Origin of the sequence: Rhodococcus sp. OK302 (genome assembly GCF_002245895.1) — a bacterium.
Lineage (GTDB): Bacteria > Actinomycetota > Actinomycetes > Mycobacteriales > Mycobacteriaceae > Rhodococcus_F.
In genome coordinates this window covers 5,722,941-5,739,283 of sequence record NZ_NPJZ01000001.1, presented here as the reverse complement: position 1 = coordinate 5,739,283, position 16,343 = coordinate 5,722,941, and the positions used below count along the sequence as shown (strand labels likewise).

Sequence of the window (16,343 nt, the reverse complement as noted above, 5' to 3'; positions counted from 1 at the left end):
ATTACTGTCCTGCAACTACTTCCTGAACTTGGCTGACCTCGGCGGAGAGCGCATCGATCTTGCGTGAGAGTTCCTGACGCTGAGCCTCGGTGACGGTGTCGTAGAACACGAATCCGTCGCCGATGCGGAACTGCGCCAGCGTTGCGTCGAGATCGGCAAAACGATCCGAAATGCGCTGGGCAAGTTCCGGGTTACGTTCCTGCAGAATCGGATTCAAAGCGGCAATCGCGGCCTGGGAACCGTCGACATTGGCCTGGAAATCCCAGAGGTCGGTGTGCGAGAAGATGTCTTCTTCGCCGCTGATCTTGGATGTCGAGATCTCGTCGAGCAGCCCCTGGGCGTCGCCCGCGATCTTGGTGGGGTCGATCGAGTAGTCCGCAGCGTTGACCTGATCTGCCAGGTATGCGATATCTACCTTCAACTGATCTGCAACAGCATTGGTATCGGGCTGAATTCCGGTGACCCACAAGTCTTTTTCGAGGCGGTGGAAGCCGGTCCAAACCTGACCCGGCTCGAGATCGGCCTCACGCAGATCGAGCTTCGGGTCGAGCTCGCCGAAGCTCTCGGCCTCGGGTTCGATGCGCTCGTAATAGGTGCGAGCAATCGGGAACAGCGCCTTGGCCTGCTCGATGTTGCCGGCCTGGATCGCGGCAACGAACTGAGCGGTGGTGTCCTGCAACGCCACGATCTGGCTGCGGATGTATCGGCGGTAACCGTCGGCGGCCTCGGCGAGCTGACCACTTTCGTCGGTGGCTGCCTGCGAATCGCCGGTGACGACGAAGTCTTGGCGGATACCGGTTCCGACCATGCCGGGCTTGCAGGCAAGTTGGTACGTCGCAGCTTCGGGGAGCGTGACGATCAGCTGACGCTGCAGGCCGGGGCCGATGTTCTCGACTTCACCCATCGCTCGATCGCCCTCGGCGAAGACGTAGAACTCGGTGACCTTCGAGCCGTTGTTCGTTACCTGGAAGGTGGTCTTACCCGTTGTACCGGTGGTGGCACTGATGTCGCACGAGTCGTCGGTGGCAGTGACGATGACGTCGCCGTCGCTCGCCGTCGACTTCTCGGTGCACGCCACAAGTGAAAAGGGAAGTGCCGCAGCCGCCATGAGCGCGAGGGTGGATTTACGCATCGGAGAAATGCCTCTCAGGATTCATGAGTTTCGGAAGCAGAGATAGTCGTCGCAGCGGCGGGCGCCGGTGACGATTGTGGGCGTAGGAACAGTGCGAGCACGACGACCAGATAGATCACCCAAGCCGACGCTTGCAGAACCGTCGGGTCGGGACGGAAGTTGAAGATGCCGGCCAGAACCGTGCCGTACCAGGTGGAGGGGTCGTAGCCGGTGAGGTTGAAAGCGAAGTTGCCGGCGCCTGGCAAGACGTTTCCGGTCTGCAGGGCGCGAATACCGTACGAGAGGATTCCGGCAGCTACGACGATGAGGAAGATTGCGGTGTAACGGAAGAACGTCGTGAGATTGAGTCGGAGGGCCCCGAAGTACATGGCAACGGTCAAGACGGCGGCCACAAGAATTCCGAGCAGCAGGCCGATAAGTGGCCATGAACTGCCTGCCGTGTTCTCGGCGTAACCCACCATCAGGAGTGCCGTCTCGACGCCTTCGCGGCCGACGGCGAAGAACGCGAGAGTCAAGATCGCGACAGGCCCGGCGACGAGTGCCTTCTCCATGCCGGCTTTCAGTTCACCCGAGATGTTCTTGGCGGCGGTTCGCATCCACAGGACCATCGCGGTCACGATGACCACGGCAATGAGCGACGCGATTCCGGCGATGACCTCGGCGGTCAGTCCGTCGACTGTCGAGGTTCCGTAGTGGATCGCAAAGAAGATGATGGCCACCATGACGACAGCCGCGAGGACACCCAGCCACACCCATTTCAACGCGTCTTTGCGCTGGGCCTTGACCAGATAGGCGGCCAGGATCATGACGACGATGCCGGCTTCGAGGCCTTCGCGGAGCCCGATCAGGCCACTGCCGAAAAGCTGGGTGGCAACCGAGGGGGTGCTTGCGGCAGCGAGTACCGACACGGACACGGGGACTCCTGACTGGATGACTGAGATGCACGATTTAGGCTAGGGCAGCCTTAACTCAGACGAAGATACTCCACATTTTTTGTCGGCTCTGAGCCCCCACCAGGACTTTTGCATTTCTTTACCATTAGATTCGGGCCTTCGTTCGGGTCGCATGGATGATGGGGACGTGCACCCAAACCCCGCCAAGTCCTCGAGACCGCGGCGCTTCGTACGCGCTGTCGCCGCGCTAGCTGCCGGAACAATCCTGGTGGGGGCGGGCGCGGCAGCCTGTGGATCGGATGAGCAGAAGGTCGTGATTCCGGAAGGAATCCCGCCCGGAGTGGGGGCGCCGACGCCGCCGATCGACATCAACGCACCCGGTCGCAGTGCTGATCAACTCGCAGATTGGGCAGCAGGTCTGAGCGGTGATGTCGGAATCGGCACAACAGCACTCGGGGCCTATGGCTATGCAGCAGCTGTCATGACGGAAACGTTGCCGGGTTGCGGAATCGGATGGACGACCCTCGCCGGGATCGGAAGCGTCGAAAGCCGCCACGGAACGTATGACGGTTCGAAAGTCTCCATGTTGGGACAGGTTGCCCCGGCCATTCGCGGAATCCCGCTCGACGGCGGACCCGGCGTAGCCGAAATCGCAGACACCGATGGCGGCATGATGGACGGCGATCCGGTCCACGACCGGGCCATGGGGCCCATGCAATTCATTCCCGAAACTTGGCTGAAGTGGGGCGTCGACGCCAATGGTGACGGGAGAATCGACCCGGACAACATTGACGACGCAGCCCTCACTGCGGCCCGGTATCTGTGCGCGCGTGGGGGAGACCTGACGACCGCCGCCGGGTGGCAACAGGCGCTGATGGCCTACAACCTGTCCGGTGACTACCTGGCGCTGGTCCGGGACCGAGCGTCGGCGTACTCGGTGGGAACACGACCCGACTGAATCGAATGACCGCAGGTCGGGCCGATGTGTAAGCGTCGATCAAGAAGCCGTCGGCCGCTGCGGTTAGGCTGTGTGCTGGCACTACGGAGGCCACGCACAGCGTGCCCCAATGCGAAGCCCATCGAAGGAGAACCACACAGTGGCCAGTATTGAGCAGGTCGGAGCTCGCGAGATCCTCGATTCCCGTGGCAACCCCACGGTCGAAGTTGAGGTTCTGCTCGACGACGGAAGTTTCGCGCGGGCGGCAGTGCCCTCCGGCGCGTCCACCGGTGAGCACGAAGCCGTCGAGTTGCGCGACGGTGGCGCTCGCTACGGCGGAAAGGGCGTCGAGAAGGCAGTCGAGGCAGTCCTCGGCGAGATCGCGCCCGCGATCATCGGTATCGACGCCACCGAACAGCGCACTGTCGACCAGGCGCTGCTCGACGCAGACGGCACCCCGGATAAGTCTCGTCTGGGTGCCAACGCTCTCCTCGGTGCTTCGCTGGCAGTTGCCCGCGCCGCAGCCGAGTCCTCGGGCCTGGAGCTGTTCCGTTACGTCGGTGGCCCCAACGCCCACGTTCTTCCCGTCCCGATGATGAACATCCTCAACGGTGGCGCACACGCCGACACCGGCGTGGACGTCCAGGAGTTCATGGTTGCTCCCATCGGCGCACCGAGCTTCAAGGAATCCCTTCGCTGGGGCACCGAGGTCTACCACTCCCTCAAGTCTGTTCTGAAGGAGAAGGGCCTCTCCACCGGTCTCGGTGACGAGGGTGGATTTGCGCCCGACGTTGCCGGCACCAGGGAAGCTCTCGACCTCATCACGATCGCTGTCGAGCGGACCGGCCTCAAGCTGGGCGTCGACGTCGCACTCGCACTCGATGTTGCTGCCACCGAGTTCTACACGGACGGCACCGGCTACAAGTTCGAAGGCAAGAACCGCACGGCCGCCGAGATGTCCGCGTTCTACGCAGAGCTCATCGACGCGTACCCGCTCGTGTCCATCGAAGATCCGCTGGATGAAGACGACTGGGACGGCTGGGTTTCCCTCACCGACCAGATCGGCAACAAGGTTCAGCTTGTCGGTGACGACCTGTTCGTCACCAACCCCGAGCGCCTCGAAGAGGGCATCGTCAAGGGCGCGGCCAACGCACTGCTGGTCAAGGTCAACCAGATCGGCACCCTCACCGAGACCCTCGACGCCGTCGATCTTGCACACCGCAACGGCTACAAGACGATGATGAGCCACCGGTCCGGCGAGACCGAGGACACCACCATCGCCGACCTCGCAGTTGCCGTCGGCAGCGGCCAGATCAAGACGGGTGCACCCGCTCGCAGCGAGCGCGTCGCCAAGTACAACCAGTTGCTGCGGATCGAAGAGAACCTCGGTGATGCCGCTCGTTACGCCGGCGAGGTCGCATTCCCGCGCTTCGCATTCGAGGCCTGACAACAATTTAAGTATCGGTAGTGTCTGCACAGCGCGGTAAACCACGATCCCCCGGCGGAAGTCCGGGGGGTCGTGGTTCCGGGCGTGGCGACAGTGCTCGCCGCGGCAGAACTACCAGCGCACGACGCGTCCGTGGTGCCGACGCCGAAGCTGCCGACAGCACGGCAAAGGCGTCCTCGGGCCGGTTCTGGTCGAGGCTGCCTAGTACCGACAACACCGTTTTCGGGCTCTCGACTTCGCGCGCAGTCGTTCTCGCGATGGTCGTATTGATGTTGGCGTTGACGTTGGCAGTTCCGTTGCGCACGTACATCTCTCAGCGTTCCGACGCCGCGCAGATTGCTGCCGAGCGAAGCGTCCTGCAGAAGGAAGTCGACGAGCTGCGCGCCCAAAATGCACGCTTTGATGATCCCGCATACATCGAAGCTCTTGCCCGGGAACGTCTTCGGTACGTCAAGCCCGGTGAAACACCGTTTCAAGTTCAACTTCCCGGTGACTACAAGGAACCCGAGAAGAAGAAAGTCAAAGAGACCCCGCTGACAGGTCCGTGGTATCGCGATCTGTGGCAAACGATTTCGGAACCGCCAGTGGTGCCCGAGACAAAGCCAAAACCGGCACCTGCGCCGGCTACCCCGACGCAGCAGCCAGAAGAACAAGGAGTACCCACCGGGTGAGCAATCAGTCCGAAAATTCCCCCAACGTCGCGCAGGCGGATCTTGATGCCGTCGCAGCTCAGTTGGGCCGTGAACCGCGCGGAGTGCTCGAGATTGCTTACCGCAGTCCCGACGGCACACCCGGTGTAGTCAAGACAGCTCCCAAACTTCCTGACGGAACACCGTTTCCGACGCTCTACTACCTCACGGATCCTCGTCTGACCGCTGAGGCCAGCCGCCAGGAATCTGCCGGTGTGATGCGTGAGATGTCCGAGCGTCTGACGCAGGACCCCGAGCTTGCCGCGGCCTACCGCCGGGCCTACGAGTCGTACCTCGCCGAGCGTGACGCCATCGAATCCCTCGGCACCGACTTTGCCGGCGGCGGAATGCCGGACCGCGTCAAGTGCCTCCACGTCCTCATGGCGCATTCGCTCGCAAAGGGCCCGGGTGTCAACCCGCTCGGCGACGAGTCCGTTGCGCTGGCAGGTCACGGCAAGCTCCGTGGCACCGCTATCCCCGCCGACTGGCCGGGCATCGACGCCGCGGTTGATCCGGAGAAGTGAGCCCCAGACAAGTGACTCGACGCGTCGCTGCCGTCGACTGCGGCACCAACTCCATTCGTCTGCTGATCGCGGACGTCGGTACTGATGGTCGATTGGTCGACGTCCGGCGCGAGATGCGGGTTGTTCGACTCGGTCAAGGCGTAGACGCAACAGGGTCCTTGGCGCCCGAAGCCATCGAACGCACTCGCGTCGCGCTGGTCGAATATGCGGGCATGATCGCCGACGCGGGAGCAAGTGCCGTCCGGATGGTTGCCACCTCCGCCACTCGCGATGCATTCAATCGCGACGATTTCTTCTCGATGACTCGCGACGTGCTGGGCAGCGTTATCCCCGGCTCCGGTGCCGAGGTCATCACGGGCGACGAAGAAGCACGTTTGTCGTTCAGTGGTGCTGTGGGAGAACTGGATCCGTCCGAGGGGCCGTTCGTGGTCGTCGATCTCGGCGGCGGATCCACCGAGTTGGTTCTCGGTGACTCTGCTGGCGTCGTAGCCGCGTATTCCACTGACATCGGCTGTGTGCGGATTACCGAACGGTGCTTGCATTCCGATCCCCCGAGTGCGGAACAAGTCGCTGAGGCAACAGAATTCGCTTCGGCGAAGCTGGCCGAAGCATTTGATGCAGTGCCCATCGAAAAGGCTCGCACCTTGGTGGGCGTCGCCGGAACCATGACCACGCTCTCGGCAATCGCACAGGACCTCCCGGATTACGACGCCGACAAAGTGCACCTGTCGCGAATTTCGTTCGAGAAATTGACGGACGTGTGTGACCGGCTCACCGCGATGCCTCGTGTCGATCGCGCAAAATTCGGACCCATGCATCCCGGTCGCGTCGACGTGATCGGCGGCGGAGCCATCGTCACCACGGTTCTGGCGCGAGCCTTCGAGGAGAAGGCCGGGATCACGGAACTTGTGGTCAGCGAGCACGACATTCTCGACGGTATCGCAATGTCGATCCCTGTCGAATGACAGTCTCCACCGCCCGCTAATGTGATGCCTGTTGTTGTCGGTAAGCCGTCAACAACAGGGAAGCCCCCATAGCCCAATTGGCAGAGGCAACGGACTTAAAATCCGTCAAGTGTCGGTTCGAGTCCGACTGGGGGCACTCAAATCGCCGCAGGTAGAAGTCAGTACTTAAGTTTCTGGCCGAAAGCGTCCGCACAATGGGCTTTCGAACCAAGCAACCACTTCATCCTTCACGGACTGTGCGCATCGGCATCGGCACACTCACCTGCTGGCGCCGTACGCCAGTGTCCCTGTCTCACAAAGCATATGCAGAACGGTTGCTCTGAGGCAGGTAGAAGCGGCTACGGAAATGCTGATTCCCCGAGTTTGCTTCGATTGTGGTCGGCGACTGTCGAGATGGCCGGTGGCTGGTCCGAAGCGGTACTTCGAAATACTACAGGTTGACGAAACTAAAGCCACTGGCTACAGTGATGCCCGTCACGCAATATCGGGTGGAGAACGGTAGTCCTCGCGAATTTAAGTTCTTCTCGTGTGGAAGGCGGCTGCCGGTCTTCGGGCCGGGGTGTCGAACGTAGGTTCCGCCAAAGGCGTTCGTCTCAAATGTCGTTATTGCGTCTCGCGGTTCGGCGCCAAGGTGAAAAGTGGCGAACTGTCTACCTGTGCGTCGCGTCTCTCGCCGATGGAGGTTTGAATGCCTGAATTGCCTATTCCGAATTACGATCCGACCACGCTTGTCCTCTGTGCCGTCGTGCCTGAGCGTTTGTTGTCATGGGAACTGCGAGCTACCGAGATCTGCGCAGACGCTGCCCGACGTGATCAGGTAATCGAACACATCGCAGAGAATCGTTGTCTCTACTACTCCACGGATGCGTTCCTTGGCGTGGACGCACAAAAAATCATGGACGAACACGGTGATTGGGTTAAGCGTGCATTTGATGAAACTGCTATCGCGCTAAAAAAGCGCAGCGAAAGGATCTATGCCGATCATAATCCTCGAAATCGGCTGTCCTACGCTTCGTGGGGGGAGTAGTTTGCTCAGGGTTCGTCAGATGAAATTGGCGCAGATCGGTCGCGTCAAGCTGGCTAAAAACAATCAGGAAAGTAATTCAATGTCCACAAGATCGACGTTAGCGCATGGAGTTCTGTTTATGAATCTAAAGGATAGCCGGTTCGTCCGGGGCCTAGCGGTTATGGCTGTTAGCGCAGTGGTGCTGACAGGCTGCGCGGGCTCGAGTACGTCAGACGGCAACAGCGTGACGTCGTCCGATCGCCTGACGGCAACCCGTGGGATTGTGGGCGACCAGGCGATCCCTGGCGCTCCCACTGAGGGCGGGAGGCTCAGCTTCGCGGCGTACATGCCCATAACAAGTCTCGACCCCACAGTCACTCCGCCAACAGGCTCCACGGGTGGCACCGAGATGGCCGCGGTCTACGACGTGCTGATGCGCTACGACGCGGATTCGGAGAAGTTCGAGCCCCAGATGGCGAAGTCGCTCGAGGAGAGCGTCGATCACTTGACGTGGACCTTGACACTGCGTGACGGGGTGCGGTTCAGCGACGGAACACCGTTTGATGCAGACGCCGTGGTGGCCAGCATTAATCGATACAACCAAAAAAGGGGTATGTTCGCGCCATTGTTCAACGAGGTGGTACAGAACATCACGGCGAAGGACCCCGCTACCGTGGAGTTCACGCTGAATAAGCCGTGGCATAACTTTCCCGCCATCCTTTCCTATGGGCAGGGCATGATCGTGGCCCCCTCGTCACAGCAGGGCGATAAATTCACGCCCATCGGAGCGGGTCCGTTCACAGTCGAGAATCTGCAGCCGTCGCAGCAGCTCGATCTGAAGGCCCGTTCGGACTACTGGGGCGGTAAACCGCACCTCGACGCTCTCCGGTTCGTGGCGATTGCAGGTGAAAAGCCGAAGATCGATGCTCTGAAAACTGGCGGCGTCGAGATGATCTACCTTCGGGACGCGGACACCGTCAACGTAGCCAAGGACGCTTTTCCCGGTTTCCAGGATTTCACCAATATGTCGATGATCGGCAATATCAATAATTCACCAGGCCGGCCGGGTGCTGACCCAGTGGTCCGTCAGGCCATGGCGTACGCCGTTGATCCGGCGATTTTGAACGAACGGGCCCGTGCCGGGGAAGGAACTGGTGGATCCGACATGTTTGGACCGCAATCTTTCTGGCACGGGGAGGTCGCCGGAATCTTGCCCGATGCAGTCAAAGCCCGGCAGTTGCTGGACCAAGCGAAGGCGGGCGGCTTCGACGGAAAGATCACTTACGTCGCCGTCAACTCCCCCGACGCTCAGCAGGTTGCCTTGGCGGTGCAGGCGCAGCTCAACGCAGTCGGCTTCGACATGACGATTGAGTACGCCAATACCACCACCGATATGGTCATGCGTACAATTATCAATCATGACTATGACTTGTCGCTTGGAGCGCTGGATATCTCCGATATCGACCCCGAGGTTCGTTTGTTCAATGCGCTATCCAGCACGCGGAATAGCACTATCGGACTGAAGAGTCCCGAGATAGATGCCCTGCTCAGTAATATGATTTCGGCGCCGGATGATGACGCCAAACGGGCAGCGATCAATGAAATTCAGGTGATTGTCAACAAGGAGCAGCCCTTCCTGACGTGGTCCTCGACTGGCAACGTCTTTATGGCGTGGTCGGACAATGTCTATGGTGTGAAGCCCACAGTGGATCTGATCATGCTTTTCGACAAGGTATTCATCGGAAATTGAGTATCAGCTGATGCAGCTTGCGGAGGACGAACGCTCCGAAAGCTGGCGGAATATCATCGCCTCTATCTACGAAGTTGATCCATCTGGCGCCGGATGTGCACTTTTGCTGTGCTTGTAATCCGACCGAGATCGGAACGGATAAATGCGCGGATCAATTGTGGTGAGAATACGGCGTGCAGGACGAAATTGGTCTTGCACGCCGGTTCCTGCCCTTCCCTGTCAGGATTTGATGAGGCACTCGGAGACAACCGAGATCATTCAGTGAGGGGATGAAACGGGCTCTTCGACTTTGTGTGGGGAATCAGCATGAAAACTGACGTGCGGTGCCTTGCTGTCGACGGGTGCGATGAATGTGTATCCGCTGAGCGGAGTTCTCGCGATTGCGTCTGATCGTCGTACGTTCGCGTTGCAGAAAACGGTGTACGCCCAGGTCAAGGCACTCGGGTTGTCGGCGCAACCAGCGGTCCGCGTGATCAAGAAAGTCGCCGACGCCTACACCACCCGGACAGCGAACCTCTAAGCCGGAAACTCGTTGCGCATCTCCGGTGCACGAAGACGTCGCGACTGTCATCGATTGTCCTGTCCGCCAATGAACTTGGTAGTCGGTCCACTTCTTCTGTGACCCGAAGGCCGCACACAGTCTCTCGATCGGAGTTTGCATGACTCAGGACCCTGCGCCGTCTGTCGACCGCGCCGAAAGTGACAGGATCGTCGACTACCGCAGTCGGTTTGACCTGTCGCAGCGCCGATATCTTGTGCTCGGTGGCGGACAGGGAATGGGGCGGCAGATCTCTCATGCGCTCGCTCAGCTCGGTGCCACAGTGATCGTCGTCGACATCGACAGGGAGCGTGCCGCCGGCGTATGCGCGGAGATCGGCCCAGCTGCCACGGCCGAGCAGGTCGACGCCACCGACGACGCCGAAATGGCCGCGTTGGCCGAACGTGCGGGCGAGATCGATGGCGTTGTCGACGTCATCGGCATGGCGCGATACGGTCCGCTGCTCGACATCACCGACGACGACTGGCGTTGGGAGGAGACCATCGTCTTGCACCATGCGGTCCTGACGATCCGTCGTTTCGGCGCCCGGTTGCGCGACCGCGGCGAGGGATCCATCACCTTCGTCTCGTCAGTCTCCGGGATCGGCAGCTCACCGGGGCATGCCGCCTACGGCGTGTACAAGGCCGCACTCGGGTCGCTTGTCCGCTCTGCGGCAATTGAGCTGGGACCGTTCGGCATTCGCGTCAACGCGGTGGCTCCCGGGTTCGTCATTACGCCCCGGATCTCGGCGATCCTCGACGCCGACGCGGTCGAGAATACCCGCACCCAGATACCGCTTCAGCGTTTGACGATGCCGGCCGACGTAGCAAGTGCCCTGGCTTTCCTGGTGAGCGACCTCGCCCGGACGATCACCGGACATGTGATGGTCGTCGACGGCGGAGCCACCAACAAGTACCCGTACGACATGTCAGGTTTCTGAGTCGGCCGACCGCAGTCCGGTGCTCTTACGTCCCATTTCCCCCAAATCCCGACCAGTTCAGAACCCAAGAGTCACGATCCGGCCGGACCGATATAGGTCGAGGTACTTAGGTATGTCTGCGCCCGGTCGTGACGAACCGTAGCGGCAGCCCAACACCGAGCGATCCATGTAGAACGTGGCGGCCGGAACAGACAGCTTGGCGTCCGGGCCGGCGACACCGAGCATGATCAACTGCTCACCCCAGTCGAGCATGTCCATCGCTTGGCTGGTGATCGCCTCGCCGCCGACGCAGTCGAAGACGTGGTTGGCCCCGCCGTCGGTGAGCTCGCGGACGGCGGCGACGGTGTCACCCGCGGTCGCATCGATGCAGCACTGCACGCGGCCGGTTTTTCGGTCTCGCAGTGGGTTGATTACGGTCAGGTTCGGTCGCCTGAAGCAGACGTGAATGCCGAACTGCTGAGTGGTTATTGGACGCAACCGCATGCAGCAATCCTCAACTGCCGTCGCGGTTGACCCGATGGGTTAGCGCTGGGGAGGCCGGCAGGTTTCGGGTGTCGGCCTCCTCATTTCGCGGTGGGTCAGGCGGTCTTCTGTAGGACCAGGCGACGGGGGAGCGTGTACAGGCCGGGCACTCTTTGGGTGACTCGGTGGATCCCGACGCACGCCAGTGTCACGACAACCGTCAGGGCCAGAGATGTCACGATCGGGGAGAACTCCGACAGTGGGCCGTCGAGGTAGACGACTGCGAATGCCAGCAGGAAGTAATGCAACAGATAGATCGGCATCGTGTTCTGTCCGAGATATTCTGCGAATCGGCCACCAGGCAAGGCATCGAGGTATTTGCAGAGAATGAAGGTTGCAGCGACGCCGACAATGCTGGCAACGGTACGAACTCCGGGGACTTCTTGCGCGTCGGCGATGTACGCGAGCGCTGACACCGCGACAAATGCGCCGGACGTGAGGGCGAGCGCAGCAAAGCCGCCACGTTCGGTGGCGTCGACGATCAGGTTTCGGAATCTGCAGGCTACGAGGAAGTAGACGAAGTAGGTGAAGATGCTGTCCCATTCATAGTCACCAGTGGTGATGGTCGAACTGGAGAACAGGATCGAAATTGCCGCAGCAACAACGATAATCGGTGCAGTCGGTAGTGCGGACACAAGCCTCGCCACGGCGTAATAGAGTGCGAGCGCGTAGATGAACCACAGTGCGCCGGACGGCAGGATCATCGAGGTGGCGAGGCTGATGGCAGTGCCGGCTTCGCTGGAATCGAGCGGCCAAGTGACGAATGAGAACACCGCGAATCGGATGGCGGACCACAGTACGTAGATCCACATGAACAGTGCGATTCTGCGTGCGAAGAGATGCGCCCAGGTGCCGGTGACGTGCTTGCCGGCAAACAGTCCGGCCGCAACGAAGAACAGAGGCATTCTGACGGAGACCATGAGATTGTCCGCGCTGGTGAGGGATGCGCTCCCGGCGTCGATCGCGTCGAGGAATATTACGGAGTGATGGAAGACGACCAGTACGATCGCCAATCCTCGTGCATAGTCGATCCACCCGACTCGATTTTGTGCAGATGCCATGGCGCAATCATCGACCCTGCGTGAATTCGATCTAAGACAACGCGCTGGGACGAATGTCCTAGTCTTTTCGCCAGACGTCCTGCCTCGCTTCAATTTTCGTGTATCGGTATGTTTCCCGTCATTTGGGTGAGCGAAATCCGTGAATGAATCCTCCTGCAATCCAACAGGTTGCGGCCGTCGCGATCGTCACACCGATGGAAGCGATGACGTGGGAACTCGAAACCCACACCATTACTCCGAGGACTACTGCGACGACGATGATCAGCGCCGAGTCCATTCGCTTCGCCCACATCCGGATCACCAGTTCTGCTTGTGAAGGTGTTGAGAAGAACTGCTTCTCTGCCGCGATACCCGGGCTGGAGGTGAATGAAACAGCAAGCGATTACCGTGAAATCGCTGTATCGACCGGGTGGTGATGCCGACCTCGTGGGTCGGGCATCACCGCCGACCGCACCAAGCACATGCCGCAGCCGACCCGCTATCCGTGTCGAGTTGACCCCTCATGTCTGACCTGACCGAACTCGAGCCTAATCACCCACGCGGCTGAATTGGGAGAAACCGTACGTTCTCATACTTCTAGCGGAGTGGCGGGAGTGATGTCTCCGCCGATAGTCGTAGAGCGTTCGACTATTTGCGTCCCGCAGCCCATTTCATGCCCCAACTGTAAGCACGGTCGAGGTCCGACTGGCTGCCGTCGATGTACTGCACCTCCCGCGTCACGCTCACTCCTTGACCGGAACTTTGGATGAGCGCGATCGCACAGATACGGGCCTGATTACTGGCCGAATCCAACCGCACCTCCACTTCGGGTCCACTGGTCGGGTACAGGGTGACGACACCGTCGACCGCAGCCCAGTTGGGGGCGCCGTCGTAGATCATCGCGAAGATGAGGATCCGTCGGAAAACGCTGGGGTCGGCGAGGTTGACGTGCATGTTTTCGCCGCCGGTGTTCGAGCCACTGCGGTCGTCGCCGTCCAGTTGGATGAACGGTGCACTGTTCAACGCACCGAAACTGTTGCCCAGCGCCTGGACGACACCTTTGGAGCCGTCGGCGAGTTCGTAGAGGCAGCCGAGGTCGAGGTCGACGGCACCGGATCCTGCGCCTGCAAGTTTGGCCAGGAATCCTTGCTTCTTGGGTGCTGCTCCTTGTGACCAGTTCAAATTGACGCGCAAGTTTCCTTGGCGTTCGCCGGCTTTGGCGAGGTTGACGGTGGGCGCAGCCTTGGTGAGGGTGATTTTGCTCAGATTGACCGAAGCCGGGGAGGACGTGGACTCCCCGGGTCGTCGGGTGTAGTCGATAGCCATCGTTGTTGTCCTTGTCTGGCTGAAAACTCCGTGGATGTGATGGGCGATCAGAACCCATTGTTACTGATGTCCGGTTTTGGTGACGGGTGAGACGTCGATGCCTCTGAGCGCGTAACCCGGACCGTCGCGCGTCGATGTTGCGGGAAAGGATTCATATGTTTGCTGTCGGGCCATACCGTCTGTGTATGTCTTGCAGAAAAACGCTTGGACGTTTGCTTTAATGAGCTATCGCATAGTTACGAGACAATTGCTCAAAACGTACAAAACGACGCAATGCGTAGTGGCTTGGTCCAAGGAGTGAGGGGTCTCGGTGGTATTCGAACCACGATCGCACCTACTCAGTCAGTCACGTGCACTGACAGCTGCGCAACGACGTGATGTCCGGAGCAGGCAGATTGCCGTCAGCTTCAGCGTCCTACCGTGGGCTGCGGTGGTACATCTGCTGACCGTGATCGGATTGTCGATCTACGTCATTCCGAGTGACGGCGGATTTCTGGCGAGAGCCTGGCCTATCGTCGCGGGCACTCTCGGGCTGGTCGGTGCGTACGTGGGGTTCGCGATCAAACGAGGAACGATCGTGGCGTCCGACCGCCTCGGATATCGCTTCTTGATCATCGAGTTTGCTGCTGTCGGCCTCCTGTATTCGGTTCTTGCGACCCTCTTGTACCCGATTCTCGACGACGTGGGGGACCTTGTCTTGACTGCGGCGCTGGCGGCGATAGTCGGCGCAGGCACTCTTGCGACGGCGATGCTGCGTTCGTTGGGAGTCACCTGGGTACTGGCGAGCACGGTGGTTCTCGGCGTCGCGTTCTGGCTGCAGCCAGGCCCGGAATTCGGGCGCATCCTGGCCAGCTTGGCGGTGTACGGGTGCGCCTTGATCGGCGGCGCGGTCGTGGTGTCGGGAAATCTCGAAGCCCGCTACCTGGCAGAACGAAGTGCGGCAGCGCAGGGTGCTGTTGCACAGATGCTGCTCGACGATTTCGAGGGGAATGCCGCCGATTTCGTGTGGGAGACCGATCGGAAGGGCAAGTTTTCGCGGATCCCCACAAAGCTCGCGATGGGAGGTGGGCTGGATCCTGATTCACTGCTGGGTTTGTCGTGGCAGGAACTATTTACCGAACTGGGAACCTTCGAGTTGGCTGGTGGAATCGATGCGTTGTCGGAAATCGAGCGGGCGCGTCAGTCGAAAGGCGCGTTTGCCGACATCGTGATCCCGGTGCGTGTGAACTCAGACATGCGGTGGTGGAAGTTGTCGGGCAGACCGACGCCGGGGCTTGCACCCGACGAACTGATGTGGCGAGGTGTCGGCTCGGACATCACCGGGGTGAAGGCACAGAGCGACGAGATCGTTCGGATGGGCAAGGTCGATGCGCTGACCGGCATGCCCAATCGCCACACCTTCTGGACGGAACTCGAGCGCAGTATTCGCGAATCTCGGCAGAGCCGAAATCGGCTTGCCCTCGCCGTTCTAGACCTGGACAACTTCAAATCGGTGAATGACACGCTGGGACACTCGATCGGCGACGAGGTGTTGATGGCGGTGGGTGCCAGGTTTTCCGCTGTCGCAGACGAATCGCAACTGTGTGCTCGACTCGGCGGCGACGAGTTCGCAATCCTGTTCCGCGATATCGACGATTACGAGAGCGTGCGCACTCTGCTGCAGTCTTACGCAGATTCACTCCGTGAGCCGATTTCGGTATCGGGAACCAGGCTGGAAATCGGGTGCAGCATCGGCTTTCACTTTCCAGGCGACGAGCGTCTGTCCATCGACGATCTGATGGTTGCTGCGGATTTGGCACTGTATGCGGCAAAAGAATCGGGACGCGGAACGATCCTCCAATACCGGCATTCGATGCAGCTGGTGGCCGCCAGACGCGCAAATCTTTTGGAAGACATCGGAAACGGCGTTTCTGCCAGCGATATCGAACTGAGATTTCTGCCCCAACGCGATGTGGCCACGCACGCGATAGTCGCAGTCGAGTGCGAGGCAACATGGCGCAATCCGAGGCTGGGGACGGTACCGGCCGCGGAGTTCATGGGGATCGCGGAGGATGCCGGGTTGGCGTCGGTTCTCGGTGCAACGGTGTTCGAGCTGGCGTGTGGCGCCGCGTCGCGAATGCCCGATGACATTCGCGTGGCAATCACCGTGTCCGCGCGTGAACTCGAATCGGATTCGTTTGTCGAGCATCTTGCAGCTGCACTGGACCGGTGGGGCATACCGCCTCGTCGAATCGAGCTACAGCTCACCGAATCGTCGGCGATCTCTGATCGAGCGAAGGCGGGAATCCGTGGAGCGGCGAGACTCGGGGCTTCGTTAACCGTCGACGAATTCGGAACCGGATTCTCTTCGCTGGCTTCACTGTCAGGTCTACCCTTCACCCGCGTCCGCGTCGATCAATCGTTCTCGGGAGCTGTTCCGGGGCAGTGGCCGATCCTTGCCGCCGTCGTCACCCTGGTCGATTCGCTGGGGATGGAAACCGTGATGTTGGGTGTGGACAGCGAGGAAGAACTCTCTGCCGCCGCGGAGATGGGGGCTCGAACGGTGCAGGGTCGCATTGTCGGTGACGCGATGGCGCTCGATGACCTGATGCGGATCTTCTCGGTGATACATGACTGAGCCCGGCGGGTTTCGGC

The 16,343-nt window shown here is 60.4% G+C and carries 15 protein-coding genes, 1 tRNA gene and 1 pseudogene; 12 read left to right on the top strand and 5 right to left on the bottom strand.

Translation table 11 applies throughout. From position 1 onward, the window contains the following. Position 1 precedes the first annotated feature (1 nt). Positions 2-1,132 (bottom strand): iron uptake system protein EfeO, encoded by a 1,131-nt coding sequence (gene efeO / locus BDB13_RS26200; RefSeq protein ID WP_094274357.1) that lies wholly within the window; start codon positions 1,130-1,132, stop codon positions 2-4. A 14-nt stretch (positions 1,133-1,146) separates the two neighbouring features. Beyond that, positions 1,147-2,040, bottom strand: a complete 894-nt coding sequence (gene efeU / locus BDB13_RS26195) for an iron uptake transporter permease EfeU (protein ID WP_094275221.1) — start codon at positions 2,038-2,040, stop codon at positions 1,147-1,149. A 157-nt stretch (positions 2,041-2,197) separates the two neighbouring features. Here efeU and BDB13_RS26190 point away from each other — a divergent pair, with 157 nt between their 5' ends. The 10 genes and pseudogenes from BDB13_RS26190 (at position 2,198) to BDB13_RS26150 (ending at position 10,821) form a co-directional block, all read left to right on the top strand. Then, positions 2,198-2,983 carry a lytic transglycosylase domain-containing protein gene (locus BDB13_RS26190; protein ID WP_094274356.1) on the top strand — a complete coding sequence of 262 codons (786 nt, stop codon included), beginning with the start codon at positions 2,198-2,200 and terminating at the stop codon, positions 2,981-2,983. 139 nt (positions 2,984-3,122) lie between these two features. Next, positions 3,123-4,409, top strand: a complete 1,287-nt coding sequence (gene eno, locus BDB13_RS26185; protein ID WP_094274355.1) for a phosphopyruvate hydratase — start codon at positions 3,123-3,125, stop codon at positions 4,407-4,409. A 20-nt stretch (positions 4,410-4,429) separates the two neighbouring features. Beyond that, a complete protein-coding gene (locus tag BDB13_RS26180; protein WP_094274354.1) occupies positions 4,430-5,080 on the top strand; it encodes an FtsB family cell division protein in 651 nt (216 codons plus the stop codon). Further along, positions 5,077-5,622, top strand: a complete 546-nt coding sequence (locus BDB13_RS26175; RefSeq protein ID WP_094274353.1) for a DUF501 domain-containing protein — start codon at positions 5,077-5,079, stop codon at positions 5,620-5,622. Before BDB13_RS26180 ends, BDB13_RS26175 begins: the two co-directional genes overlap by 4 nt. 11 nt (positions 5,623-5,633) lie before the next feature. Then, a complete protein-coding gene (locus BDB13_RS26170; RefSeq protein WP_094274352.1) occupies positions 5,634-6,587 on the top strand; it encodes a Ppx/GppA phosphatase family protein in 954 nt (317 codons plus the stop codon). Positions 6,588-6,649: 62 nt separating this feature from the next. Further along, positions 6,650-6,723: transfer RNA gene (locus tag BDB13_RS26165), tRNA-Leu, on the top strand. A 552-nt stretch (positions 6,724-7,275) separates the two neighbouring features. Continuing rightward, on the top strand, positions 7,276-7,614 hold the full coding sequence (locus BDB13_RS26160) for a hypothetical protein (RefSeq protein WP_176459671.1): 339 nt from the start codon (positions 7,276-7,278) through the stop codon (positions 7,612-7,614). Between the two features lie 19 nt (positions 7,615-7,633). Then, a complete protein-coding gene (locus BDB13_RS26155; protein ID WP_254922963.1) occupies positions 7,634-9,343 on the top strand; it encodes an ABC transporter substrate-binding protein in 1,710 nt (569 codons plus the stop codon). Between the two features lie 385 nt (positions 9,344-9,728). Beyond that, positions 9,729-9,860 (top strand): annotated as a pseudogene (locus tag BDB13_RS31780) (RNA-guided endonuclease InsQ/TnpB family protein); the annotation flags it as partial. Between the two features lie 142 nt (positions 9,861-10,002). Next, a complete protein-coding gene (locus tag BDB13_RS26150; RefSeq protein ID WP_094274351.1) occupies positions 10,003-10,821 on the top strand; it encodes an SDR family NAD(P)-dependent oxidoreductase in 819 nt (272 codons plus the stop codon). 57 nt (positions 10,822-10,878) lie between these two features. On the opposite strand, the gene BDB13_RS26145 is transcribed toward BDB13_RS26150, so the two are convergent. Both BDB13_RS26145 and BDB13_RS26140 read right to left on the bottom strand, forming a co-directional pair. After that, entirely contained in the window at positions 10,879-11,304 is a 426-nt protein-coding gene (locus tag BDB13_RS26145) for a zinc-binding dehydrogenase (RefSeq protein ID WP_254922962.1), read from the bottom strand. Positions 11,305-11,399: 95 nt separating this feature from the next. After that, positions 11,400-12,404, bottom strand: a complete 1,005-nt coding sequence (locus BDB13_RS26140) for an acyltransferase family protein (protein ID WP_094274350.1) — start codon at positions 12,402-12,404, stop codon at positions 11,400-11,402. A 143-nt stretch (positions 12,405-12,547) separates the two neighbouring features. Here BDB13_RS26140 and BDB13_RS26135 point away from each other — a divergent pair, with 143 nt between their 5' ends. After that, positions 12,548-12,820 carry a hypothetical protein gene (locus BDB13_RS26135; RefSeq protein WP_094274349.1) on the top strand — a complete coding sequence of 91 codons (273 nt, stop codon included), beginning with the start codon at positions 12,548-12,550 and terminating at the stop codon, positions 12,818-12,820. Positions 12,821-13,031: 211 nt separating this feature from the next. On the opposite strand, the gene BDB13_RS26130 is transcribed toward BDB13_RS26135, so the two are convergent. Continuing rightward, positions 13,032-13,709, bottom strand: coding sequence for a TerD family protein (locus tag BDB13_RS26130; protein ID WP_094274348.1), 678 nt, complete (start codon positions 13,707-13,709; stop codon positions 13,032-13,034). A 310-nt stretch (positions 13,710-14,019) separates the two neighbouring features. On the opposite strand from BDB13_RS26130, the gene BDB13_RS26125 reads away from it, so the two are divergent. Further along, entirely contained in the window at positions 14,020-16,326 is a 2,307-nt protein-coding gene (locus BDB13_RS26125) for a putative bifunctional diguanylate cyclase/phosphodiesterase (protein ID WP_254922961.1), read from the top strand. The last annotated feature ends 17 nt before the right edge of the window (positions 16,327-16,343 follow it).

What these genes read in the sequence shown, in the direction of transcription:
- efeO (WP_094274357.1), bottom strand. Translation starts at nt 1,132, where the DNA reads ATGCGTAAATCCACCCTCGCGCTCATGGCGGCTGCGGCACTTCCCTTT.
- BDB13_RS26190 (WP_094274356.1), top strand. Translation starts at nt 2,198, where the DNA reads ATGGATGATGGGGACGTGCACCCAAACCCCGCCAAGTCCTCGAGACCG.
- BDB13_RS26160 (WP_176459671.1), top strand. Translation starts at nt 7,276, where the DNA reads ATGCCTGAATTGCCTATTCCGAATTACGATCCGACCACGCTTGTCCTC.
- BDB13_RS26155 (WP_254922963.1), top strand. Translation starts at nt 7,634, where the DNA reads ATGAAATTGGCGCAGATCGGTCGCGTCAAGCTGGCTAAAAACAATCAG.
- BDB13_RS26150 (WP_094274351.1), top strand. Translation starts at nt 10,003, where the DNA reads ATGACTCAGGACCCTGCGCCGTCTGTCGACCGCGCCGAAAGTGACAGG.
- BDB13_RS26145 (WP_254922962.1), bottom strand. Translation starts at nt 11,304, where the DNA reads ATGCGGTTGCGTCCAATAACCACTCAGCAGTTCGGCATTCACGTCTGC.
- BDB13_RS26140 (WP_094274350.1), bottom strand. Translation starts at nt 12,404, where the DNA reads ATGGCATCTGCACAAAATCGAGTCGGGTGGATCGACTATGCACGAGGA.
- BDB13_RS26135 (WP_094274349.1), top strand. Translation starts at nt 12,548, where the DNA reads ATGAATCCTCCTGCAATCCAACAGGTTGCGGCCGTCGCGATCGTCACA.
- BDB13_RS26130 (WP_094274348.1), bottom strand. Translation starts at nt 13,709, where the DNA reads ATGGCTATCGACTACACCCGACGACCCGGGGAGTCCACGTCCTCCCCG.